This is a genomic window from Asanoa hainanensis (assembly GCF_900188485.1).
Lineage (GTDB): Bacteria > Actinomycetota > Actinomycetes > Mycobacteriales > Micromonosporaceae > Asanoa > Asanoa hainanensis.
The window spans coordinates 434,643-457,216 of the sequence record NZ_FZPH01000005.1; the positions used below are offsets into that span (position 1 = coordinate 434,643).

Genomic DNA, 22,574 nt, shown 5'->3' on the forward strand with positions numbered 1-22,574 from the left:
CGGTCAACTCCCCCCGACCCCGGTCCACACGTCCCACAGCGAGTCGCCGAGGGAATGCACCGGCTGCCAGCCGAGCACGGCCCGCGCGCGGGAGACGTCGCCGAGCATCCAGTTGACGGCGGCCGAGCGGGCCGGGCCGAGACCGCGTTCGCGGAGCTCGCCCGACCAGCCGGACACCTTCACGAGCAGCTCCACGGCCTCGCGGCTGGTCACCGCGGTGCCGCTGGCCACGTTGAACACCCGGGCCGCCGGGTCGGTCACGGTCACTGCGGCCGTCACCGCCGCCGCCGCGTCGCGGACGTCGACGAAGTCGCGGTACGCGCCGAGCGCCGCCAGCGTCACGTGGTCGGCGTCGTCGCGCGCGGCGTCTCGGATCAGGACGGCGGCCCGGCCGAGCAGGTTGTCCGGGTGCATGCCGGCGCCGACCGGGTTGAACACCCGCATCGTGATGCCGTCGACCCGGCCCGCGGCGGTGGCCAGGCCGAGCAGGCGGGTCGCGGCCAGGTGGCTCGCGCCGTACTCGCTGACCGGTTCGCACGGGTCGGTCTCGGAGACCGCGACGCCGTCGGGCACGACGCCGTACTCGGCGGCCGAGCCGAGCCGGACCAGCCGCGCGCCGGGCGCGGCCGCCGCGACGGCCTCGATGAGCTTGGCCGTGACCAGCGTGTTGGCCAGCGTAAGGTCGTAGCCGCTGCCGCTGAGCCGGCCGGTGCAGTTCACCACCGCGTCCGGCGCCGACGCGCGCACCAGGTCGGTCAGCTCGTCGACCCCGGCGGCGACCAGGTCACAGCGCGCGCGGCCCGGGCAGTCGACCGAGGCCACGGCGGCCAGCGCCGCGCGGACCCGGCCGCCGAGGAAGCCCGACGCGCCGAACAACAGGACCCTCATGCGGCCACCCCGGCACGCGTGGGCAGCAGTATCGGCTCGAGCTCGTTGAACGTGCGGTTGGCCTCGTCGTAGTCCTCGGGCCGACCGATGTCGAGCCAGAAGCCGTCGAACGCGTACGTCGACGGGTAGGAGCCCTGGCCGACCAGGTCGAGGATGAGCTCGTCGAAGCCGAACGAGAGCCCCGCCGGGTACGGAGCGAGCGTCTGGCGGGACATGCCGTAGACGCCCATGCTCACGGGGTAGTGGTAGCTGGGCTTCTCGGTGAACCCGACGATCCGGCCGCTCTCCAGCCCCAGCACGCCGAAGTCGATCTTGACGGTCCGGGTGTACGTCGCCACGGTCAGCGGCGCACCGGACAGCATGTGGTGCTCCATCAGGTCGCCGTAGTGCAGGTCGGTGAGCACGTCGCCGTTCATCACCAGGAACCGTTCCGGCAGGCGGTCGGTCAGGCCGAACAGCGGCCCGACCGTCGACAGTGGAACGGTCTCCTCGACGTAGTCCACCCGCAGGCCCCACCGGCGTCCGTCGGCGACGAACGCCTTGATGAGGTGGCCCAGGTGGTTGATGGCGATGGTGACCGACCGGAAGCCCTGGTCGGAGAGCTGTTGCAGGATGATTTCGAGAATCGCGTAGCGTTCGCCTATCGGAACCAAGGGCTTCGGTAAGGCCGTCGTGTACGGCCGTAGGCGCACACCCTTTCCACCGGCAAGGATCACCGCATGCATGTTGAACCCCCAGTTCATCAGCGGTAGCGCGAGACCTGGCCCAGCACCGGAGTAAGACCCACCAGCAGGAGGATCTGCAGCAGCACGGCACTGCCCAGATAGAAGAAGGTCGTGGGTACGTCGGATGACGCCCCGATGAGGTGCGGCGTGCCGAGGCTCGCCGCGATGGCCACCGTCAGGCAGCCACAGAGCCAGCCGTAGCGCAGTTGCCCGGCGAGGACGAACGCCGTCAGGTAGGCGCCCGCCATCGCGATCTGCGCACCGGCCATGGCCAGAGCGTCGGGGCTGAGTCGGCCGAACGACCACAGCCCCCAGCAGATGGCCGTCGCGAACACGGCTGTCGCCAGCCAGCACGCGGCCAGGTTGCCGGCCAGCAGCAGCCAGACCCGGCTTTGGAACTCCCGTGGGTAGCGGACCCGGGTCAGCAGGCGCCGGGCCTCTTCCATGAAGCGGCGGGACCGCCACTCCACCACACCCATGGTCACGATGAGAGCGAGCACGACCAGGACGACGTCCACATTCGACAGCAGGTACGGGACCTGGGCGTGCAGCAGGAACACCGCGGCGAGCGCGCTGTAGAGCAGGACCCAGGCCAGCGGACCGATCCGGCCGCGGAACAGCCCGCGCGGCCCGCCGATCGCCGAGACCGTGCGCCCCTTGCCGGCCCGCAACGCGAACCAGATGCCGGCGGCGAGAGCGGCGCCGACGCACGCGGACACGGTGCCCAGGGCCCAGACGAGCTGGATGTCGCCCAGGAGATAGCCGATCCCGAGCACCGCGGCGGGTGCCGTGAGCAGCGCCAGCCAGAGCTCCAGTTTGTAGAAGACCAGGGCGGTGCTGGCCATCTGGTACGCCATGACGCCCGGCACGAGCGCGGCGGCGGTGACGCCGCCGCCGACCGCCATGGTCACGCCGAGGCCGGCGAGGGCCGCGACCACCATGCCGATCCCCGTGGACCAGGCGAGCACCCGGCCCGCGGTCAGGTCGTCGTCGACGTTGAGGCACTGGAAGGCCAGCCAGCTCGCGCCGGCCGCCCAGACCCAGCCCAGCACGCCGGCCACCAGCAGCGCGACCACCAGCACCTGGGGCGCGATCACGGCGGCCACGGCCGGGAACAGCGCACCCGGCAGCAGGTAGAGCGCGCCGTGGGCGATCTCCCGGGCGGCCCGCCCCGGGTCGCGCAGCGGCGCGGCCACCGGCCGCAGCCGGCGCACGCCGCCACCGGCCCGGCGGAACACCTCTTCGGCGAGGTAGAACACGTCGGTGAAGCCGAACACCGCCCGGGCCACCCGGTCGGTGATCCCGTCGGCCTCGAGCAGCGCCGCGACCTGGAGGGCGTCGACCGCCCGACCGGCCGTCTCCCGGACCCGGTCGACCAGTGCGTCCAGCGGGTCGCCGGTGACGGCGACGCCCTCGATCACCGGCGGCGATGCGACCGCCGTGCCGCTGATGTTGATCGCGAGGGTGGCGTCGGCCGCCACCTCTCGGGCCGCGGCGATGATGGGCGCGCGCGGCTGCCCCGATGTGAGGGTCATGCGGCCTGCTCCGCGGAGTCGACCTCGGACTGGGCGACCCGCCCGACGTAGCGGGCGGCGGCGCGGCCGACATGTGGCGCGTCGGACGCGGCCGGCTCGACCGGCTCGGCTGACTCGGGCGTCTCCGGGTCGGCCGTGATCTCGCGGGCGACCCGCCCGACATAGCGGGAGATGGCCACGCGACCCACGTACACCTTCTCGGACTCGGCCGGCGCCGGCTCGGCGGTGAGCTCGGGGTTCGACAGCCGCTCGTAGAGGTTGCGGTACGCGTCGATCGACTGGGCCAGCGTGAACCGTTCGAGCACGCGGTTGCGCGCCTTGGCGGCCAGCTCGTGCCGGAGGGCCGCGTCGTCGAGGAGCCGGACGCAGGCCTCGGCCACCGCTGCCGCGTCGCGCGGTGCGACCACGTACCCGGCGTCGCCGACAGCTTCCGAGACTCCCCCGACGTTGGTGCAGACCACTGTGCGTCCGCACGCCATCGCCTCGACCACCGTGTACGGGAAACCTTCCGAGATGCTGGTCAGGGCGACGATGCTGCCGCTGTGGTACGCCTGGACCATGTCCTCGATGCGCCCTTCGAGCACCGCGGCGCCCGTCACGCCGAGCTCCTCGATCAGGTCGACGCAGCTGTCGTGGTACGCCTCGTTGCCGTGCGGCGTGCCGCCGAACATCCGCAGCCGGGCGTCCGGCAGCTTCTCTCGTACGATGGCGAACGCCCTGATCAAGGTGTGCAGGTCCTTGAGCGGGTCGATGCGGCCGGCGAACACGATCGTCGGCTCCGGCGGCTCTTCCAGGGCAGGCGGGAACGACTCCGGCGCGACCCCGTTGTACATCGTCCACATGCGATCCGGCTCGGCGCCGTTGCGTAGCTGCCAGCGCCGGTTGTAGCTGGAGTGCGGCGCCAGGGCGTCGCAGGCCAGGTAGGCACCGCCGGCCAGGCACCGGAAGAAGTTGAGGATCAGCACCTTCACGGGGTGCGGCGTGTCCTCCTCGAGGTACGAGATGTAGCGCTCGCGCAGGTAGATGCCGTGCTCGGAGAGCAGCAGCGGCGTGCCGTGCGTCCACTTGGCGACCAGGCCGGGCAGCATCGACAGGCCGTTCATCGAGGCGTGCACGACGTCGGCCTCGACGGCCGGCATCGACAGCGGCCGCAGCATGTGCTCCAGCGACCAGGCGCCCTGCGTGGCGTCGGCCAGGGTCAGCCCGTCCGCCTGGATCGTGTGCCAGGCGTCCATCATCATCGCCAGCGCGCGGTTCGACATCATCGCCGCCGACAGGTCGCCGCCGGACGCCGCGTACTGGTGCAGCCCGCGCAGCGCGTTGAGGAACCGCATGTTCTCGCGGATGGCCCGCTCCGGCCGCGGGTCCAACGGCGTGACCAGGCTCAGCAGGAACTCCTGGTACGGCTCGGTGAACTCGGGCGGGGGGACGCCCCGGCGGCGGTCGCCGCCGGGGCCCCACAACGGAATCGATGTCACCGCGTCGAGGTTCTCGGGCAGCCGCCAAACCGGCCGCTCCGAGTTGTCGACGGTGAGTGCCACCATCTCCCACCGGTAGTCGGAGAGCCCGCGCATCAGCTGGTCACACCAGACACTGACGCCACCCATGGCGAACGGGTAGGTGCCCTCCGACACCAGCGCTACTTTCATGACCGAGGACTCGCGATGACGGTCGTCGTGCCGCCGGCGGTCATGGTCAGGGTCGAGGTGCGCTCGGCACCGTAGGTGGTGTAACCGGCCGCGCTGGCACCGGTGATGATCAGCGGGCCCGCCGTCGGCGAACTGGCCGTGATGGTGCCGGTCACCGGGTCGTAGACCGCGTTGGCGCCCGCCGAGGTCAGCGACGCGTGCCGGGTGCGGTTCTTGACGTTGGCGGCCAGCGTCGCCCAGTCGAGGCAGAGTAACGGCACCTTGTAGAGGGCCGAGTATTTCTGCATCACGGTGGACGTCCAGTCGGTGACCAGGGTCTCGCCGGCGCCGTAGTCCTTGACGTTGGCGATGTGCATCGTGTGCGCGTAGATCGAGCCGGTGGCCACGTGACCCAGGGCCACGTTGGTCTCGTAGTCCCGCATCTGCGCGTACGTCTGGTCGACCGGGAAGAACGGGAACCGGCCGTTCGGGCCGTAGAACGAGTTGTAGAAGTGGGTCTGCTCGTCCGGCGTGGTCGTGTGGTAGGCGATGTTCGTCGGCCAGTCCGGCACGATCATGATGCTGGGCTCGAGCGGGTGGTCGATGCCGCAGTTGAAGCACGACGGCACGTGGCTGGCGAACGACATGTTGCCGTGCACGTACTGGACGCCGTTGTCACGGGCGGCCTGCAGGAAGTTGAGGTTCGACGCGGCCAGCCCGTAGTCGGTGGGCGGACCGGTGTCGTCGTTCGGGTCGGGGTTGTAGACGCCCAGGCCCGAGTACTCGCCCGTCTTGAGCACGCTGTTCGGCTGCGAGATGGAGAACAGCGAGGCCAGGGTGCGGTTCTGGGTGATCTCGGCCGCGCTCTCCGCGTACGTGGTGAAGTTCAGCTCCGGGTGCGTGTACGTGTGGTTCAGCCACCGGAAGTCGTTCTTCAGGCAGCGGCTCGTGGACGTGAGCGTCTCGACGCCGCCGTTGGGGCTACAGGTGGTGTTCGACAGCAGGTTCGCGTCGGCGCCGTTGTAGGCCAGGTTGTAGCGGAACGTGTTGGCCAGCGGGTTCGCGGCGCGCAGCGCGTTCTGCTTCTCGCGCAGGTTGTAGGCGTCGTGGCCCGAGACCTCGTAGGGCGGGTCGCTCACGACGACGCCGTCCGGCAGGGTGTAGTGGTCAGCGGAGTTGAACCAGTCGTCGATGTCGACCTGGAGGTAGTGCCGCTGGTTGCCGAGGTACATGCCGCGGCTGGCCCAGCGGAACAGGCCGTACGCGAGCAGGTTGCTCTGCATGAGGTACTGGTTCGACGTGAACGTCAGCGCGGCGCGCTGCCGGCCGTCGGTGGAGTTCGTCTGCACGCCGAGGATGTCGGCGCCGCTCTGCAGGATGGCGCTCGCGTTGCAGCCGGCGGCGATGCGCGTCTTGTAGACGTACGACTGCTGGATGTTGATCGTCGCGGTGGTCTTGAGGTCGTCGAACAGCGCCTGCCCGGCCGTCGGCAGCGTGGCCGCGAGCGGGGTGTCACCGACCGAGACCTCGGACGACGCGGTGAGGCAGTAGTCCTCGGGCCAGGTGCCGTAGCTGGTGTACAGCGCGGCCTGCCGGATGTTGAAGTCGCGCTCGTAGGCCCACAGCGTGTTCCACTCGGTGGGGTCGAGGCCGCTGACGAAGCTGCCGCCGCCGGCGTCGTAGAGCAGCGAGCTGCTCGTCAGCAGGATCGCGTTGTACTTGCCGACGCCGTCCGGCCGCACCAGGTCGGCGGCGGTCAGCGGGGCGGTCTTCGAATAGAGGACGTCGTACGAGGCACCGACCCGGTCGACGGTCTGCTTCCAGGTGGCCACGCCCCAGTCAGCCGCGTCGACGCCCACGATGAGGGCGCGCAGCTGGTACTTGGGCGGGACGGTCAGGGCGGTGACGGTGCGGGACGGGCCCTTGAGGCCCGTGGCCGGCGGAAGTGCGGCGGCCTGCGCGCGGTTGACCCGGACCGAGCCGCTGACCTTGGGCAGCGGCTTGCCGGGCTTGGCGCGGGGCGGTGCGACGACGCCGCGGACGACACCGTGTTGGTGTTCGTGGCTGTCCGCCTTGGCCGTCGGGCCGGCGTTCGCGGGGGTCGCACCCGCGAGCAGCAGCAGCGGTACGCAGATGGCGGACACCAGGCGTACCGACGGACTATGGATGAATTTTCTCGCAACCCCACTCATGCTGACTCTCCAAGCAATTTCGACAGCGGCGGTCGCCAAAGCGCGGCCATTTTCGGACTTGAATTCCGCGGCGCGAATAGCGTTGCATCCGGTACGGGATGATGCGCGAACCAAAGTCGGAATCCCGACGCTGCGACTGGCCGTTCGGCGGGCGATCCACTCCGAGCGCCCCGCCGCCATCCCCTTTCGGGGCCAAGCTTCCCGAGATGATCAGGTAAATCATGACCATCCACACCGGACGCTCGGGGCCGTGGGGGTCGCGCCCGCGTGAATGACTCTACATCGGACTGAATCGGGTCAGGCCGGACGAAAAACGGGCGACGCCGGTCAACCAGAAAAGTCCGGCTTTGCGCTATAGCAAAGAAGTTGGTGGCGCTTTATGGGACAAAGCGCCGTCAATTCCCGGCACAGCACTCAAGACATCGAAGATCACGATACTTTGTAAACTCGATCATGCATAGCCGTAGTCGGCGGCCGTGCTGGTCCGCGACTCGACCGAGCGGAGGATGCGCTCGACCGCCTCGGCCGGGAGCGCCGGATTGGCGGCGGCCGACGCCGCGACAAGGTCGTCGTCGTGGTCCAGCAGGGCCGCGACCGTGGCGGGTGCGGTGTTCGGGTGTGTGGCGATCGCGCGCAGCAGGCGCTTGCCGGCCGTCGCGCCGAGCAGGTCCGGCGGGCAGTTCGGGTTGCGCACCACACCAGCGGCGACCGCTGCGCCGTGGCGGGCCGTCATGCGGCGCAGCTGCTCGGCGGTGACCAACGGATGGGGTGCGACGGCCTTGGCCACACGGGGATCCGGGTCGTCGAGCATGGTGGCGGCCAGCTCTTCCGGCAGGTCCGGGTGTTGGGCCACCAGCGCGCGCAATGGCCCGCCGGCGAACCGGCGTAGCTCCGCCTGGGTTGCCACGGCGATGCGCGGCAGCGGGGCTGGGCCGATGCGGAGGCCCGGGGCCAGGTCGGTCAGCACGTCGAGCGGGACCGCCGGGTTGCGCGCGATCCACTGCCGCAGCTCGCTGGTGGCCAGCTCGCGGATCAACGCCTCGCCGATCGCCGGGTTGGCGGCCAGCTCGGGGCGGACCGCTTCCTCTCGGGCCAGTGCGCGATAGCTGTCCGGGCCCAGGTCGGTCCGCCCTGCCAGCGCGAGGCGGACGAGCCGCGACGGATGCCCGACCAAGGCCTGGGCGGCGGCGGCCGGGTTGCCGGCAAGGGCCAACGCGAGGTCGTGGTCGGTGGCACTGACCGCGGCGACCAGGCCCGCGAGCAGGGACGCGGGTGCGTGCTCGTTGGCGGCCACCGCGCGGCGCACCTCGGCGTCTGAATGGCCGGCAAGCTCGGCGGCCAGCTCGGGGGTGAGCGCCGCCGAGGCGGCTACGGAGCTGACCAGCTCCGCGTCCTGCGCCAACAGCCGCAGCAGCTCGGGTGGGCAGGCTGCCGCCAACGCCAGTTCGGCTCGGAGGTCGCTGTCGGGCTCGCCGGCGACGCGCCACAGCCACGCCTCCGGGATGTCGTGGTCGTCGAGCAACGCGACGATCGCCCACGGCCGATGCTCGACCGCCGACAATCCGACGCGCCCGCGGCGGACCAGCGTCACGAGCACGGAGCTGGAACCCCGGCCAGCCAGCGCCTCGACCTGGCCGTCCGTCAGGTCCGCGCGTTCGGCGAGCTCGTCGTCGAGAGCCCAACCCCCGACCGCGACCAGCCGATCCAGCGCCGCGCGCGTCAGTGCGGGATTGGCCGCCAGGCCGTGCGCGCTATGCCTCATGCCAGGGTGGGTCGCGCCACGGGGTGGCGGCCTGGGCGGTGGTCAGCGTCAGGACGAAGTCGGGCTGCGGGCGGTCGTGGTCGTAGGGGGCTTCCGGGTCCACGAGTTGCACGACCTCGCAGCCGTACAGCCCCGTCGGGAGGTCGAGGACCGCGTCCGCCTGGTGTGGTTGGGGCAGCGCTTCGTCGGCGAACTGGGCCGCCATCGTCAGCGAGTCGTAGCTCGTCACGTGGAGCTGGCCCGCGGTCACCCGGATCGGTCCGAGCGCCCGCCGGAAGCCGCCGCGCGGCGCCGGGCCGTCGACCACGACGTCGACGACCCAGTCCTCCTCCCGGCCCGTCCCCCACACCAGCAGCGACCGCGCGGCCATGGCGGAGCGGAAATGGGCGAACAGCGTCTCGTACGTCCAGTCGCCGCTCACGAACGTCGGATAGGCATGGTGGTCCACCAGCGCGATCAGGCCCGAGTCGTCGGTGACCGTGAACCGCATGGCTCAGCTGTCGGCGGGCGCGTCGAACGAGAGGCGCAGGGTGCTGTGGAAGGCCGCCGATTCAGGCTGGGTCGCCTGGCGGTCGTCGCCGGTCCAGACGGCGACGGCCCGGTAGGCGTACCCGTCCTGCGGGCCGTCCTCGAACTCGAACAAAACGGACTACCCGGGACGCAGCGCGCGGTAACCCTCCATGCGGACACTGCCGAAGTGCGCCCAGCATCCGCCAGGGGTGCTGTCGGAGTCGATAACTCCCCACCCCTCTTCGTCATGCCATTCCCGCACGATCCCTGCCGTGGTCACCGGCCCAGTCTGGCAGCCCGGGTCAGGCGTACGCCCCGCGGTATTCGATCGCGGCTGTGGGTGGGGCCGTGGCTCGTTTGCGGATGAAGTTCGCTACCGCTGACTGGAACTCTGGGCTCGCGAAGTCACGGTCGATGCGGGACAGTTCGCGGGCCTCCGTCGCCGCCAGTTCGGCCTCCGTCGGCAACGGGCGCCAGCGGGCGCGGTCCGCTCGTTTGCCTGCTTCTCGGTGGTTCAGGGCGAACTCGTGCACCCACTCCGTCAGGTCGTCGTCCGCCAGGCCCTCGGGCGACAGGTAGTCGACCAGGCCCTGCCGGTGTGCCTGGAACGCGCTCAGTGGCAGGCAGTCCAGGAGCAGGTCCGCCCGGGCCTGTTCCGACGGCATCCGGGCCGGCAGGGTCAGGGTGTGGAACTCCGAACCGGTCAGGCCGCCCATGCCCGCGTAGTGGTAGTTGAACGTCCGGCCCGGCACCGCGACCACCACGTCCGCGCACAGGGACAGGAACGCTCCGCCCGCGCCCGCGTCGCCGTCCAGTAACGCGATGACCGCGACGCCGTCGCGGCGGGCCTGGAACATCGCCAGGGCCACCTCGTTGATCGCGCGGATGTTGGCCTGGGCTTCGGTCGTCATGCCCGTGCGGGCCGCGTACACGTGGCTCAGGTTGATGCCGTTGCCGAACGGGCCGGAACCCCCGCCGCGCAGCACGATCTGGTCGACGTCGGTGCGGCGGGCCGCGGCGGCGATGCTGCTGGCGACCGCGTGGCAGAAACCCGTCGACCAGGCGCCGTTGTACGCGGCCGCGGTGATCACGGCGACCGGGCCCCGCCGTCGCATGGTCACCGGGCGGTAGGACGCCGGGTCGCCCTGCCAGGCCGGCAGGTAGCCGAGGGCGTCGCGCAGCCACCAGGCGGCCGGCTGTTTGAAGTCCGTCTTGACGTGGCCGATCCACACGCTGTCGCGGCGGCCGTCGGCGTGCACCGGGCCGGTCGCCACCTGGATGGCGCTGTCCGCGAGCCAGCCCACGATCTCGCCCTGGTCGCCCCGGCACGGGCCGGCGGGGTGCGCGTCGAAGACGTGGATCGGGTGCCCCAGCAGCGAGGTGCGGACGCCGGGGGCGCCGTCGCGCGCCGCGACCCGCCAGACGAGCTCATCGGCGGGCAGCGACCAGTCGACGGCGCAGTCGTCCTGCCGCAGCACGTCGTTCCACCGGCCGAGAACGTCCGCGTGCTCGTAGTCGAGGGGGCGCGCGACCGGCGCCGGGTCGGCCACCAACCGCTCGAGCCCGGTCAGCATCGCGGCCCGGTTCTGGTACGCGTAGATCCAGCTCTTGGTGGCCGGCCCGGCGGGATAGCGGAACGTGCTGGTGTGCAGTACGTCGCCGGTGTCCCAGCCTTCCGCGGCCAGCAGCAGGGTCGTGCCGCCGAACGGCTCGCGGCGGCACCGTCCCCAGTCGATCGACGACGCGCCGCGGTCGCCGAGCCGGCCGGGGTGGTGGATGACGACCTGGCCGAGCAGGTCGTCCGGCACCCGGGCGCTCAGCGTGGGCGCGAACACCAGGTCCGGCCCGTACCACCGGTGTGCCTCGACCATGGCCTCCGGCGAGCCGGCCGGCTGGAAAGCGGTCTGGATGCCGTGGTCGCGCAGCCAGCAGTACGCCGCCATGGTGGCACCGCCGAAGCCGTTGGACAGCAACAGCACCCGTTGTACGCGACGTGAGACCACGGCAATACTCCCAATCCGGTCATCCAGTCCAACGACCGAGTCGGTCTCACCGCCGCGGAGAAACCATTCCGACCATGAATTCGGCACGAGCCCGATTAACGCGCGCCACCGCCGCGCGGCGACGGACCAAATGTCAGCCAGATTCGCCGGAAGCTCCCTGCCGCGCCGGCACAGAGGGGGAGGATGAGCTGTGGATCTAGGTCTGGCGGGCAAGACAGCCGTGGTCACCGGTGCCGGCAAGGGCATCGGGCTCGCGGTCACCCAGACGCTCGCGCGCGAGGGCGTACGCGTGATCGCCGGTTCGCGCACGATCACGCCCGAGCTGTCCGGGCTCGCCGGGGTGCAACCGTTCGCGCTCGACCTCGCGACCGCCGACGGCCCTGTCCGGCTCCTCGCGGAGGCCGAGAAGCTTGGCGGCGCCGACATCCTGGTCAACAACGTCGGCGCGACCCGACCCCGCCCGGACGGGTTCGTGTCGATCACCGACGACGACTGGCTCCAGACCATCACGATCAATTTCCTGGCGGCGGTACGGGCGACGCGCGCGGCGTTGCCGCAACTGCTGGGGCGGCGCGGGGTGGTCGTCACGGTGTGCTCGGTCAACGCGACCCTGCCCGACCCACTCGTCATGGACTACAGCGCGGCCAAGGCCGCCCTGCTCAACTTCTCCAAGGCGCTGTCCAAGGAGGTCGGTCCGCGCGGCGTACGGGTCAACACGGTGAGCCCGGGCCCGGTAGAGACCGACCTTTGGCTCGGCGAGCACGGCATGGCGCAGACCGTGGGCGCGGCGACCGGCGCGAAACCGGGCGACGTCAAGGACGCGGCGGCGGGCCAGGCAGCCACGAACCGGTTCACCCACCCGCAGGAGGTGGCGGACCTGGTGGTCTTCCTGGCCAGCGACCTGCCCGGCAACGTCACGGGCACCGACCACATCATCGACGGCGGTCTCACCACGTCGCTCTAGATCTAGAGTGGGCGGATGCGGCGCCCCGACCGGATCCAGCTCATGCTCGACGACCTGGTCGCCGCCGGCTCACCCGGAGCCCTGGCCCAGTTCCGCGACGAGGACGGCACGGTCGACCTAGCCAGCGGCGTCGCCGAGCTCGGTGCCGAGCGGCCGGTCGCGCCCGACGGCTTCTTCCGGATCGGCAGCGTGACCAAGACCTTCACCGCCGTCCTGGTCCTCCAACTGGTCGGCGAGGGCCGGCTCGACCTGGCCGACACCGTCGAGCGCTGGCTGCCCGGCCTGGTGCCCGGCGGGATCACGGTGCGGCAGTTGCTCGACCACACCAGCGGGTTGCACAACTACACCGACGACCTCGACGTCGCCGGGATCCTCCGGGACCGCCGCCGGCGCTGGCAGCCGCGGGAGATGGTGGACCGGGCGACCGCGCACGGGCCGCGGTTCGCGCCGGGTACGGACCGGGCGTACTGCAACACCGGCTACATCCTGCTGGGAATGATCATCGAGGCCGCGACGCGGAGCACCTATTCGGCGGAGCTCGAACAGCGCGTCCTCGGCCCGCTGGAGCTGAAGCAGACCGCGCTCCCGGCCGACGAGAAGCTGCCCGAGCCGCACGCACACGCCTACCTACCGGCGGCCGACGGCGAGCTGGTCGACGTCACCGCCTACGACCCGTCCCAGGCCTGGGCGGCCGGCGGGATGATCTCGACGGCAGGCGACCTGAACCGCTTCTTCGCCGCGTTGCTCACCGGTGCGTTGCCGGCCGACCTCGAGGAACTGCGGACCACCACCCGGCTCACGCTGCCCGACGCCACGGTCGTCTGGGGCAAGGACGGCGGCTTCTTCGGCTACCGCACCCTGTCCTTCCACACGCCGGACGCCGGCCGACAGCTGACCGTGTCGGTGACCACGGCCGCCAACGGTCTGCCGCCGAGCATCGACCTCCTCGCCGGAGTGGCAGCGGTGTTCACTGCCGGATGATGCCAGCGACCTCGTCCGCGACCTCGTCCGGTGGGCGGGTCGCGTCGACGACGTGGGTCGCGCGGGCCCGCTGCGGCACGACCAGGCGCCGGTGGGCCGGCAACAACGTCCGCGAGAGGTACGGCTCCCGGTTCCACCGCGCGTCGGGGCGCCGCGACCGCCGGCGGACCAGCTCGTCCTCGGGCAGGTCCAGGTAGACGCGGACCTCGAAGGTCGCCGCGATCAGCTCGTCGTGCAGCGCGAGGTGCCCGACCAGCGCGACCACCGGCGCCGGCACCACCAGCCGGCTGGTAACGCCGGCCGCCCGGCTCTCCCGCGAGCGGGCGTCGACCAGCGTCGGCCGCCCGGCGCGCAGGTCGGCCAGGTGCGCCCGCAGGTCGGCCCAGCGCCACAGGCCAGGGTCGTCCCAGTCGGTGACGGTTCGGCCGGCCAGCGCCGCCCGCCCGACCACCAGGTCGTCCAGGGACAGCACGGACAGCGCCGGACCGAGCCGGGCGGCCAGCCCCGCGGCGAGCGTCGTCTTGCCGCTGCAGGTGCCCCCGGTCACGGCCACGAACACCGTCACTCCGGCGCCCGATTGGACAGCGATTGACCTATGAAGTGAGCAGCCAAGACAGCGATCCTCTGGTTCGGAGGTGCACAGTGTCCAGAATCCTCGTTCTCGGCGCCGGCCTGTGTGGGCTGTCGACCGCGATGCTGCTCGCCCGCGACGGCCACGACGTCACCGTGCTGGAACGCGACCCGGCCGAGCCCCCGCCGGCCGCCGACGCCTGGGAGGCGTGGGCCCGCCCCGGCGTCAACCAGTTCCGCCTGCCGCACCTGATGGCGGCGCGCTGGCGGGTCGAGATGGCCCGCGAGCTGCCCGACGTGCTCACCGACCTGGTGGCCGTCGGCGGGCTCCACACCAACCTGCTCGCCCTGCTGCCGGCGGTCCAGCGCGGCCCGTGGCGCGCCGGCGACGAGATCTTCGAGACGGTCACCGCCCGCCGGCCGGTCCTGGAAGCTGTGCTGTCGACAGCCGCAGCGGGTACGCCCGGCGTCACGATCCGGCGCGGCATCACGGTCAGCGGCCTGCTGACCGAGGGCACCCGGGTCACCGGGGTGCTCGCCGAGGGTGGCCACACGCTGCGGGCCGACCTGGTGGTCGACTGCGGCGGCCGGCGCTCCGCGCTCGCGTCCTGGTTGGTCGCCGCCGGCGCCCGCAAGCCCGACGAAGAGCGGGCCGACTGCGGCTTCGTCTACTACGGCCGGCACTTCCGCGGCGAACTGCCCGAGGGTCGCGCCAACGTCCTGCAACGGCACGAGTCGGCGTCGATCCTGACGCTGCCCGGCGACAACGGCACGTGGAGCGTCGCGCTGATCACCAGCGGCCGGGACCGGGCGATGCGCGGTCTGCGGGACCCGGCGCGTTGGGATGCCGCCGTGGCCGCGTACCCCCTGGCCGCTCATTGGTGTGACGGCGACCCGGCGCCCGGCGTGGACGTGATGGCCGGCATCGAGGACCGCCACCGCAGCTTCGTCGTCGACGGTGAACCGGTCGCGACCGGCGTCGTCGCCGTCGGTGACTCCTGGGCGTGCACGAACCCGTCGCTCGGGCGCGGCGCCACGATCGGCCTGCTGCACGCGATCGGGCTGCGCGACGTGCTGCGGGACACCGGCCCGGGTGAGCACGACAAGCTGGTCCGGGCCTTCCACGACTGGACGATGGCCAACGTGGAGCCGCTCTATCGCGGCACCCTCTGGTTCGACGCCCACCGGCTGGCCGAGCTCGACGCCGACGCGGCGGGCGTGCCGTACCGACCCGACGACATGCGGTGGGCGTTCGCCAAGGCCACGTTCGCCGCGAGCCTGGGCGACGAGGAGATCGCCCGCGCGTACCAGTCGCTGACGTCGTTGCTGGCCACGCCCGACGACCTGCGCGCCCGCCCCGGCCTACCCGAGAAGATCATGAAGCTCGGTGGGCACGCGCCGAACTACCCGCTGCCGGGACCCAGCCGCGCGGAGCTGCTGGCGGCGATCACCTAAAGATGGACGTCGCCGATCTCGACCGTCCACAGCAGATCGGTGAGGTGTTCGAGGGCGCGCGCCAGATAGCGGCGGTAGGTGCTCAGCGGCAGGTCGAGGACCTGGGCGGCGGCCTCCTGCGTCGGGGCGGGGCGCAGGTAGGTGCGGTGCAGGACGGCCCGTAGCTGCTCGCCCTTCGGCTGCTCCCCGAGCCGGACGACGGCGGCCTCGATCGTGGCGCGCAGCTGCGCCGCGCTCGGCCCGGCTGCGGTGGACGCGAGCGCCGAACCCAGCAACGGGCTGGTGGCGAGCAGGTCAGGGCGGTGCAGCACCGGCAGCGCCGCCTTGACCGCCGCACCGAACCGGTCGCGGCCCAGCGGCGGCGGGCGCAGCAGCTCGGCCGGCGGAGGGCCGGTCTCGCCGGAGTGCCCGCGCTCCCGCATCAGGTCGAGCCAGCTGTCGACCGGGAGGCGGCGCCAGTCGATGCCGAACCCGACGTGCCGCTGCCCGTCGACCTCGACGCTGACCAGCGGTGCGAACGCCACGTGCTCGAACCGCGGCGCCCAGAAGTCGGGGTCCGAGGTGATGCCGATCGACCAGGCGAGCGGGCGGGTCAGCCACTCGATCACGCTCGAGACGGGCGCGGCGAGCACGGCGTACGGGTCGCGTTCGTAGTCGTTGACTCCCGCCACGACCCGGACGATGTTGACCAGCTCGCCGGGCCGGGTCGGTCCGTGCCGCGCGACGTGGTCGAGGACGGCCCGCACCGCGGGGTCGCGGTCTTCGAGGGCGGACCCGCTGGGACAGAACAGGTGCAGGGCGAAACCCGCGACACCGTCGGGCGTACGTACGACGTAGAGGTGTTCGGGTTGCTCGTGGAGCCAGGCCCGGGTCAGCTCGGCTGTTTCCGGCCCTTCGAAGCGCTCGACGATGTCGCAGACCTGGTCGTGTTCGTCGACCCGGCCGGGCACGACGGCGGCGGAGCCCAGCGCCCGCAGCTCCGCGAAGGCGGTCGCGTACGGGCTGTTGCGCTGGAGGAAGAGCAGCTGCTGGGCGTGTCGCTGCTGGTCCGGCCCGGTCGTGGCGCGCAGGCCGGTGACCGTGTGGGCGTGGATCACCCGGCGGTGCGCGTGGTAGCGCTCGGGCATCCGGCGCTCGAACTCGGCGTCCAGCACGGCCCGGGCCAGGTCGTGGACGAACAGCCCGCGCGGGCCGCGGGTGACGAACGGCCTCCGCGCCAGCCAGCGCCACACCTCGGGTGCTTCGGCGCCGACCATGCGGGCGAGCAGGTCCTCGGTGGTGAGCCAGGCGATCGCGCACGTCGCGAGTCCGGTCAGGTGCGCGTCGCCCGGCACGTCGCGCAGGAACGACCCCAGCAGCGCCGAGATCAGGTCCGGCGCGTCGGCGAGGGAGCCGGGCACCGTGCCGGTCACCGCCAGGTCGGCCAGCAGCGCGATGGTCAGCGGATGCCCCTGGCCGAGCCGGGTCAGATGCGACTGGATCTCCGGCGCGACGCCGGCGTGGGCCAGCAGATCGGCGCTCTCCGCCGCGTCGAAGTGGTCGAGCTGGTGCACGGCCACGAGCCGCCGCCAGCCGGCATCGGTGCGCCAGGGCGCGGCGGGCGGGTCACAGCCGGCGAGCACGACGACGGTGTCGGCGGACAGGCCCGGCACGAACTCGTCGCGCAGCCAGTCGTCTATCGGACCGAGCTCCTCGTAGCCGTCGACGAGCAGCACCGCGTCGTCGAGGTCGTGGTGGTTGATGGCCGCGGTCAGCCCGTCCGGCGACGGGTCGACCTCACGACCGTCGACCTGCACGACGCTGCGGCCGGCTGCGCGGGCCCGGGCCCGGAACTCGGCCAGCAGTGTCGTCTTGCCGATGCCGCCGTGGCCGTACACGAAGAGCAGTCGTTGTGGCGCACGCCCGGCGATGGCGTCGTCGAAGCAGGCGAGCTCGCGACGGCGCCCGACGAATCGCTCGCGCCGTGCGGTGTCCAGCAGGTCGCCCAGGCTCGTGGTCACGCCCTCTCCTTCGGTTGCCCTACTCTCCGCCCTGGCGGCACTCGTTGGACAGCGATTAGCCACTATCTGACGTGGTGGGTGAGCGGCCCGTCACCCGACCCTGCACACCATGAGATGGACTGTCAGCGTCGTCGCCACCGCGGCCTCGACCTACGCGCTGGACCTGTTCGCCGCCGCGGCGGGTGCGCTGGTCGTGGCCTCCGGCGTGCTCGGCGGGCTCTCCCACAGCTGGGTGGTGGCGGTACTCGTCGCCAGCTACCTGGTCTGGGCGCTCGGCCTGCGCACGAACCTGCGCGCGAACGGCGCGCTGCTCGCCGCGACGGGCACGAGCACGAACGTCCTGTCGAAGGCGGCGTACGACCTGACCCGGCGGTTCACCCGTCGGGCCGGCGCGCCGCGGGTGGCCGCGGCGGTCGCCTACGCCGGCACGGAGGTCGTGAAGGAGCTGCCCTACTACGCGGCGGCGTTCGGAGCGGCGGCGGCGACGTCCGCGATCACCACGACGGACGCGCTGGTCTTCCTGGCGGGAGCGAACCTCGGGGCCGCGGTGTACGAGTACGGCCTGGGCCGCCTCACCGCGGGGTTCCTCCGGCGCCGGTTCGCGTCGTTCGAGACGGACTGGCAGCCGCGGCGCTATCTGACCGACTACTACAGCGCCGTCGAGCCGGACGAGCTCGCGACGATCACCTACCTCGTCGCGGCCCTGCGCGAGGCGGAGCGCGACCGACCGATCCTGTTCTTCGGCGTCGGCCCGACTCTCCACCACGTCTTCGCCGCCGCCGAGGTGGCCTCGGAGATCCACCTAGGTGACTATCTGCCGGCGAACCTGACCGAGCTCCAACGCTGGGTCGACCGGGCACCGGACGCCCACGACTGGCGCCCGTTCGTGCGCTACACGCTGCGGTGCGAGGGCATCAGCGACCCGACCGACGCCGAGGTGACCCTCCGCGAGGACCTGACCCGCAAGAAGATCACCGAGCTGATCGTGTTGGATGCCCGGTCGGAGCACCCGACTGACGTTGTCTATTCGACGGTGGTCAGCCCGTACTGCGCGGACTCGGCCACCGACAACCTGTCAACGTGGCGAGAGCTGATGCGCAACATCACCGGCCTGGTCGAACCCGGCGGCCTGTTCATCACGGCGGCCCTGCACCGCTGCACGTTCTATTCGGTAGGTGGCCGCCGCTTCCCGAGCGCGAACATCGGCTCGGAAGACCTGCGAGCGGCCCTGGAACCTGACTTCGACTGCGCCATCGAGGTCTGTTCCACAGGCCAGGAAACCGCGCACGGGTACGGTTCGGTGCTGCTCGCACATGCCCGGAGGCGCGAGCTCAGTCATGCTCAATCACGTTGACCGAGCTGCCGTCACTGGTCAGAGAAGCCGTTCGCGCCATTCCGCGAACCGAGCTAGCAGTTCGGCGAGGTCGTCGCCAGCGAGTCCGTAGTCCGCGAAGTCATCGGCGTCGAGCAACGCGGCTTGGGCCAGCGCGTCCGCGAAGACTCGACGGTCGAATCCTCTGTCAGCCCGTTCGGCGAGAAGCATCAGCGTTTCGCGGTCGTAGCGGCCGGTTTGGATGGCCGCGTCGACGTCGATGAAGTCCCGAGCTTGGGCGCGACCGTAGAGGGCACTCATCTTGTTGGCGAGAGCGTCATCAGGGTGGAGCACCGGACCGATGGTCATCTGAATGGGTTCGTTGGCGCGCCAGTCCACGCCAAGCTCGACCAGCGACGTGCGGTCGGCATCGGCAACGGCCAGGCGGGCGAAAGTGTCGTAACGGCGCTCTACTTCGACCACGAGCCCTTCGGCGCGATAGGCCGTCACGACGGCGGCGACAGCGGTGTCGAACTCGTCGCGCCGGTTCCAGGCGGTGAAGAGGTCGATGTCCTCGCTAGGCCGTTCCAGGATCCCGGCGATCTGAACGGCGTAGCCACCGGCGAGAGCGAAGCCGTAACGTTCGGCGGCGGTCAGCCCGACACTGGCGAGCCGTTCATGGAATGCGTCCACTGCCTACGCCACGGCGGTGCCGGCGAGCGCACGGAACCGTTGCTCCCACGCCCGGCGCAACGACGCGGGTAGCCAGAGTGTGGGCCAGAGTCGGACCAGTTGGCGGCCGTCGATCCAGCTGCGGAGATCGTCGACCGTCGCAGCCTCGTTGAGGACGGTCTTGTACATCGATGCGAGTCGAGCGGCCTTGTCGAGGTCGTAGGTGCCGCGACCCGACCAGTCGAGATGGTGCGGGAGAGTCACCGTTCCGGTGGTCGGGCCGTGCAGATCATCGAGACTGTCAGCGACCACGTAATGCTTGCGGTCTCCGTACGGCACGTAGTCGGCTGGCGGCCCGGGCTCGACAGCGGCCTTGCGGCGGCTGTTGTTGGTCGCGTGCCGGACCTCTGGACGTAGCGCCTGCCGGATGGTCTCGCGGCTGTAGCCGGTCACGCGTTGCAGGTCGACCGGCCGCCAGCCGGCGTCCCGGAACGCACGAAGCCTTCGGTCGCGCTCGTCGAGCGCGGCCTTCTTGGTCTCCTCGTACTCGGCGACCGCAGCACGCAACTCGTCCTCGGAGTACTCCCGCATGCGCCAAGTCTACCGCGCTAGGCCAAGCATGCTTGGCGCTTGGCCTAGCGCTGCGTACCGAGAAAAGCCGATCAGGTTCGTCAGGACTGGGAGGCGGCGATGTCGCGGAGGCGGGCCCGGAGGGCGCGTTCGGTCGTGTCGCGGCCTTCCGCTACCAGGCGGCGCAACGCGGCCGGGTGGCCGGTCTGCGACAGCCACGCGTCCGCTGCCGCGACCACCTCGTCCGTGATCGTGTACGTCGGGTAGCCGTAGACGACGAACTCCTGGGCCGGCTCCGAGTCGCGCAGCGCCCACACGGCCGCCGCCGACTCGAAGAACTTCGTGGCGTAGGGGGCCGTCAGCTCGACCTGCGTCGGGTGCTGGAAGCCGACCAGCAGCGCCCGGTTGCGCCAGTTCGGCAGCTCCGTCGACTCGGTCAGGGTGCGCCACACCGACGCCTTGTTGTCGGCCGTCGGGATCAGGGCGTGGGTCTCCGCCGCCTCGCGTTCGCCGCTGGACGTGCGGTCGTTGGCCAGTTCCGCTTCGATCTCGGTGGCGTCCGCGGCGCCGTTGGCGACCAGGGCGCGCAGCAGCGACCAGCGGAACTCCGTGTCGATCGGCAGGCCAGCCGGGATGTTGTCGCCCGACAGCCAGCCGCGCAGGACGGCCAGGTGCTCGTCGGAGCGGGCCGCGGAGGCGAACGCGCGGGCCCAGGCGAGCTGGAAACCGCTGCCGGGCGCGGCCGCCAGCATCGCGGTGCGGGCCGTGTCGGCGAGCTGGGCCCAGCCGGTCGGCGCCCACTCCGGGTCGGCGTAGTAGGACAGGGCGCCGGCCGCCTGGCGCAGCGTCGCCGTCACCAGGTTGATGTCGGACTCGGCCGGCAGGCCCGTCAGGGCCAGGGCCACGTAGTCGCGGGCGGCGAGCTCGGCGTCGCGGAGCATGTCCCAGGCGGCGGCCCAGCACAGGGCGCGGGCCAGCGACGACTCGAAGCCGTCGATGTGCTGCACGACGGTGGCCATCGAGCGCTCGTCGAGGCGCAGCTTGGCGTATGTCAGGTCGTCGTCGTTGAGCAGCAGCACGTCAGGGGCGCGGACGCCGACGAGCTGTTCGACGGGAGTGCGCTCGCCGGTGACGTCGATCTCCAGCAGCTCCCGCCGGACCAGCGAGCCTTCGGGCGTCAGGTCGTAGAGGCCGACCCCGATCCGGTGGGTACGCAGCGTCGGGTAGTCGGACGGCGCCTCCTGGAGCACCACGACCGACTCGTACGTGCCGTCGGCGCCGATGACCACCTGCGGGCGCAGCGTGTTGACCTGGGCCGTCTCCAGCCACTGGGCGGCGAACTTGCGCAGTTCGCGGCCGGAGGCCGACTCGAGCTCACCGAGCAGGTCGTCGAAGGTCGCGTTGCCCCAGGCGTGCCGGGCGAAGTAGGCGCGCAGGCCGGCCAGGAACGGCTCGATGCCCACGTACGCGACGAGCTGCTTGATGACCGAGGCGCCCTTGGCGTACGTGATGCCGTCGAAGTTGACCTCGACCGCTTCCAGGTCGGGCATCTCGCAGTAGACCGGGTGGGTGGAGCTGAGCTGGTCCTGCCGGTAGCCCCAGTTCTTGCGGATCGACAGGAACGTCGTCCAGGCGTCGGTGAACCGGGTGGCGTTGGTGTTGCACCAGTGGCTGGCCCACTCGGCGAAGGACTCGTTGAGCCAAAGGTCGTTCCACCAGCGCATGGTGACCAGGTCGCCGAACCACATGTGGGCCAGCTCGTGCAGGATCGTGTTGGCCCGCTGCTCGTACTCGAAGTCGGTGACCTGCGAGCGGAAGACGTACGCCGACTCGGCGTGGGTCACGCAGGCGAAGTTCTCCATCGCGCCGGCGTTGAAGTCGGGCACCCACAGCTGGTCGTACTTCGGCAGCGGGTACCGGACGCCGAAGTGCGCGTGGTAGAAGTCGAAGCCCTGCGTGGTGATCAGGTGGAGGTCGTCGGGGTCAAAGTATTGTGCCATCGTGGCCCGGCAGAAGTAGCCCATGTCGATGCCGTCGTGCTCGAAGCGCACCTCGTGGTACGGCCCGGCGCACAGCGCGGTCACGTAGGTCGACATCCGCGCGGACTGTGCGAAGTGGACGGTCTTGACCTCGTCGGAGCCCGAGCCGTCGACACCCGAGACCGGCGCGTTGGAGATGACCTTCCAGTGGGCCGGCACCGTCGCGTGCCAGGTGTAGACCGACTTGAGGTCGGGCTGGTCGAACGACGCGTAGACGCGCTGTGCGTCAGCGGTCTCGAACTGGCTGTAGAGGTAGGTCTCGCCGTCGACCGGGTCGACGCTGCGGTGCAGGCCCTGGCCGGACGTCGAGTAGTTGAAGTCGGCGTCGACCACGAGCTCGTTGGTGGCGGCCAGGCCGATGATCGTGAGGCCCTTGTCGGCGGCCCAGCCACTGATGTCGACCGGCGTGCCGTTGAGGGTGGCCGAGCGCACGGACGCGGCGGCGAGCTCGATGAACGTCGCGGCGCCGGGCTCGACGCAGTCGAACACGATCGTCGTGGTGGAGCGGAACGTCCGCGCGTCACCCTGCCCGGCGGAGGCCAGGTCCAGGCTGATGTCGTACGAGGTGACGTCGAGCAGTCGCGCTCGTTCGGCCGCCTCGGCCTGGGTCAGGTTGCGCACACCAGCCACGGTTCGTTCTCCCATTCGCATTTTCGCCGACGACAACGGCGGCCTCGTTCGAGTCTTCCATGCCGTTCGCGGCCAACCACGGTAACCCACGTCACGGTGCCCTGCCGGTGGCAGAAGGGTTGGGCGAGGGTGAATATC

Annotated in this window: 18 protein-coding genes; 4 read left to right on the forward strand and 14 right to left on the reverse strand. The window is 71.2% G+C overall.

The window, feature by feature from the left end; genetic code table 11:
* Nucleotides 1-3: 3 nt before the first annotated feature.
* The 9 genes from CHC05_RS16015 to CHC05_RS16055 all read right to left on the reverse strand — a co-directional run bounded on the left by CHC05_RS16015 (nucleotide 4) and on the right by CHC05_RS16055 (nucleotide 11,243).
* Nucleotides 4-888, reverse strand: a complete 885-nt coding sequence (locus CHC05_RS16015) for an NAD-dependent epimerase/dehydratase family protein (protein WP_179266206.1) — start codon at nucleotides 886-888, stop codon at nucleotides 4-6.
* Nucleotides 885-1,631: a sugar phosphate nucleotidyltransferase gene (locus tag CHC05_RS16020; RefSeq protein ID WP_342745644.1), complete on the reverse strand. Its 747-nt coding sequence runs from the start codon at nucleotides 1,629-1,631 to the stop codon at nucleotides 885-887. The genes CHC05_RS16015 and CHC05_RS16020 overlap by 4 nt, the downstream gene beginning before the upstream one ends.
* Nucleotides 1,631-3,148: a hypothetical protein gene (locus tag CHC05_RS16025; protein ID WP_089249425.1), complete on the reverse strand. Its 1,518-nt coding sequence runs from the start codon at nucleotides 3,146-3,148 to the stop codon at nucleotides 1,631-1,633. Before CHC05_RS16025 ends, CHC05_RS16020 begins: the two co-directional genes overlap by 1 nt.
* Entirely contained in the window at nucleotides 3,145-4,782 is a 1,638-nt protein-coding gene (pelF, locus tag CHC05_RS16030; RefSeq protein ID WP_245870886.1) for a GT4 family glycosyltransferase PelF, read from the reverse strand. The genes CHC05_RS16025 and pelF overlap by 4 nt, the downstream gene beginning before the upstream one ends.
* 11 nt (nucleotides 4,783-4,793) lie before the next feature.
* Nucleotides 4,794-6,968, reverse strand: coding sequence for an Agd3-related carbohydrate-binding protein (locus tag CHC05_RS16035; RefSeq protein WP_089249429.1), 2,175 nt, complete (start codon nucleotides 6,966-6,968; stop codon nucleotides 4,794-4,796).
* Between the two features lie 451 nt (nucleotides 6,969-7,419).
* Complete coding sequence (locus tag CHC05_RS16040) at nucleotides 7,420-8,730, reverse strand: hypothetical protein (RefSeq protein WP_089249431.1); 1,311 nt, start codon at nucleotides 8,728-8,730, stop codon at nucleotides 7,420-7,422.
* The gene (locus tag CHC05_RS16045) at nucleotides 8,720-9,220 is read right to left on the reverse strand and encodes a hypothetical protein (protein ID WP_089249433.1); all 501 of its coding nucleotides are present in this window, start codon (nucleotides 9,218-9,220) and stop codon (nucleotides 8,720-8,722) included. Before CHC05_RS16045 ends, CHC05_RS16040 begins: the two co-directional genes overlap by 11 nt.
* 3 nt (nucleotides 9,221-9,223) lie before the next feature.
* Nucleotides 9,224-9,373, reverse strand: a complete 150-nt coding sequence (locus CHC05_RS42500) for a hypothetical protein (RefSeq protein WP_245870888.1) — start codon at nucleotides 9,371-9,373, stop codon at nucleotides 9,224-9,226.
* Nucleotides 9,374-9,542: 169 nt separating this feature from the next.
* Nucleotides 9,543-11,243: an enoyl-CoA hydratase-related protein gene (locus CHC05_RS16055; RefSeq protein WP_179266207.1), complete on the reverse strand. Its 1,701-nt coding sequence runs from the start codon at nucleotides 11,241-11,243 to the stop codon at nucleotides 9,543-9,545.
* 190 nt (nucleotides 11,244-11,433) lie between these two features.
* Here CHC05_RS16055 and CHC05_RS16060 point away from each other — a divergent pair, with 190 nt between their 5' ends.
* Nucleotides 11,434-12,207 carry an SDR family oxidoreductase gene (locus CHC05_RS16060; RefSeq protein WP_089249437.1) on the forward strand — a complete coding sequence of 258 codons (774 nt, stop codon included), beginning with the start codon at nucleotides 11,434-11,436 and terminating at the stop codon, nucleotides 12,205-12,207.
* 15 nt (nucleotides 12,208-12,222) lie between these two features.
* The gene (locus CHC05_RS16065; protein ID WP_089249439.1) at nucleotides 12,223-13,188 is read left to right on the forward strand and encodes a serine hydrolase domain-containing protein; all 966 of its coding nucleotides are present in this window, start codon (nucleotides 12,223-12,225) and stop codon (nucleotides 13,186-13,188) included.
* Here the strand turns inward: CHC05_RS16065 and CHC05_RS16070 are convergent.
* Nucleotides 13,175-13,735, reverse strand: coding sequence for a uridine kinase family protein (locus tag CHC05_RS16070; protein WP_179266208.1), 561 nt, complete (start codon nucleotides 13,733-13,735; stop codon nucleotides 13,175-13,177). The two genes, CHC05_RS16065 and CHC05_RS16070, sit on opposite strands and share 14 nt — an antisense overlap.
* A gap of 95 nt (nucleotides 13,736-13,830) precedes the next feature.
* Here CHC05_RS16070 and CHC05_RS16075 point away from each other — a divergent pair, with 95 nt between their 5' ends.
* On the forward strand, nucleotides 13,831-15,213 hold the full coding sequence (locus CHC05_RS16075) for an FAD-dependent oxidoreductase (protein ID WP_089249443.1): 1,383 nt from the start codon (nucleotides 13,831-13,833) through the stop codon (nucleotides 15,211-15,213).
* On the opposite strand, the gene CHC05_RS16080 is transcribed toward CHC05_RS16075, so the two are convergent.
* A complete protein-coding gene (locus CHC05_RS16080; protein WP_089249445.1) occupies nucleotides 15,210-17,213 on the reverse strand; it encodes an AAA family ATPase in 2,004 nt (667 codons plus the stop codon). The genes CHC05_RS16075 and CHC05_RS16080 overlap by 4 nt on opposite strands.
* A gap of 109 nt (nucleotides 17,214-17,322) precedes the next feature.
* Between CHC05_RS16080 and gntF the strand changes: the two genes are divergently transcribed.
* Entirely contained in the window at nucleotides 17,323-18,567 is a 1,245-nt protein-coding gene (gene gntF, locus CHC05_RS16085; RefSeq protein WP_089249447.1) for a guanitoxin biosynthesis pre-guanitoxin forming N-methyltransferase GntF, read from the forward strand.
* Between the two features lie 18 nt (nucleotides 18,568-18,585).
* Here the strand turns inward: gntF and CHC05_RS16090 are convergent, their stop codons facing one another.
* The 3 genes from CHC05_RS16090 to pepN form a co-directional block, all read right to left on the reverse strand.
* Nucleotides 18,586-19,218 carry a nucleotidyl transferase AbiEii/AbiGii toxin family protein gene (locus tag CHC05_RS16090; protein WP_089249449.1) on the reverse strand — a complete coding sequence of 211 codons (633 nt, stop codon included), beginning with the start codon at nucleotides 19,216-19,218 and terminating at the stop codon, nucleotides 18,586-18,588.
* 3 nt (nucleotides 19,219-19,221) lie between these two features.
* A complete protein-coding gene (locus tag CHC05_RS16095) occupies nucleotides 19,222-19,788 on the reverse strand; it encodes a hypothetical protein (protein WP_089249451.1) in 567 nt (188 codons plus the stop codon).
* Between the two features lie 80 nt (nucleotides 19,789-19,868).
* Nucleotides 19,869-22,427 (reverse strand): aminopeptidase N, encoded by a 2,559-nt coding sequence (pepN, locus tag CHC05_RS16100; RefSeq protein WP_089249453.1) that lies wholly within the window; start codon nucleotides 22,425-22,427, stop codon nucleotides 19,869-19,871.
* Nucleotides 22,428-22,574 lie beyond the last annotated feature (147 nt).

What these genes read in the sequence shown, in the direction of transcription:
- CHC05_RS16035 (WP_089249429.1), bottom strand. Translation starts at nt 6,968, where the DNA reads ATGAGTGGGGTTGCGAGAAAATTCATCCATAGTCCGTCGGTACGCCTG.
- CHC05_RS16095 (WP_089249451.1), bottom strand. Translation starts at nt 19,788, where the DNA reads ATGCGGGAGTACTCCGAGGACGAGTTGCGTGCTGCGGTCGCCGAGTAC.
- CHC05_RS16065 (WP_089249439.1), top strand. Translation starts at nt 12,223, where the DNA reads ATGCGGCGCCCCGACCGGATCCAGCTCATGCTCGACGACCTGGTCGCC.
- CHC05_RS16025 (WP_089249425.1), bottom strand. Translation starts at nt 3,148, where the DNA reads ATGACCCTCACATCGGGGCAGCCGCGCGCGCCCATCATCGCCGCGGCC.
- CHC05_RS16015 (WP_179266206.1), bottom strand. Translation starts at nt 888, where the DNA reads ATGAGGGTCCTGTTGTTCGGCGCGTCGGGCTTCCTCGGCGGCCGGGTC.
- CHC05_RS16020 (WP_342745644.1), bottom strand. Translation starts at nt 1,631, where the DNA reads ATGAACTGGGGGTTCAACATGCATGCGGTGATCCTTGCCGGTGGAAAG.
- gntF (WP_089249447.1), top strand. Translation starts at nt 17,323, where the DNA reads ATGAGATGGACTGTCAGCGTCGTCGCCACCGCGGCCTCGACCTACGCG.
- CHC05_RS16040 (WP_089249431.1), bottom strand. Translation starts at nt 8,730, where the DNA reads ATGAGGCATAGCGCGCACGGCCTGGCGGCCAATCCCGCACTGACGCGC.
- CHC05_RS16045 (WP_089249433.1), bottom strand. Translation starts at nt 9,220, where the DNA reads ATGCGGTTCACGGTCACCGACGACTCGGGCCTGATCGCGCTGGTGGAC.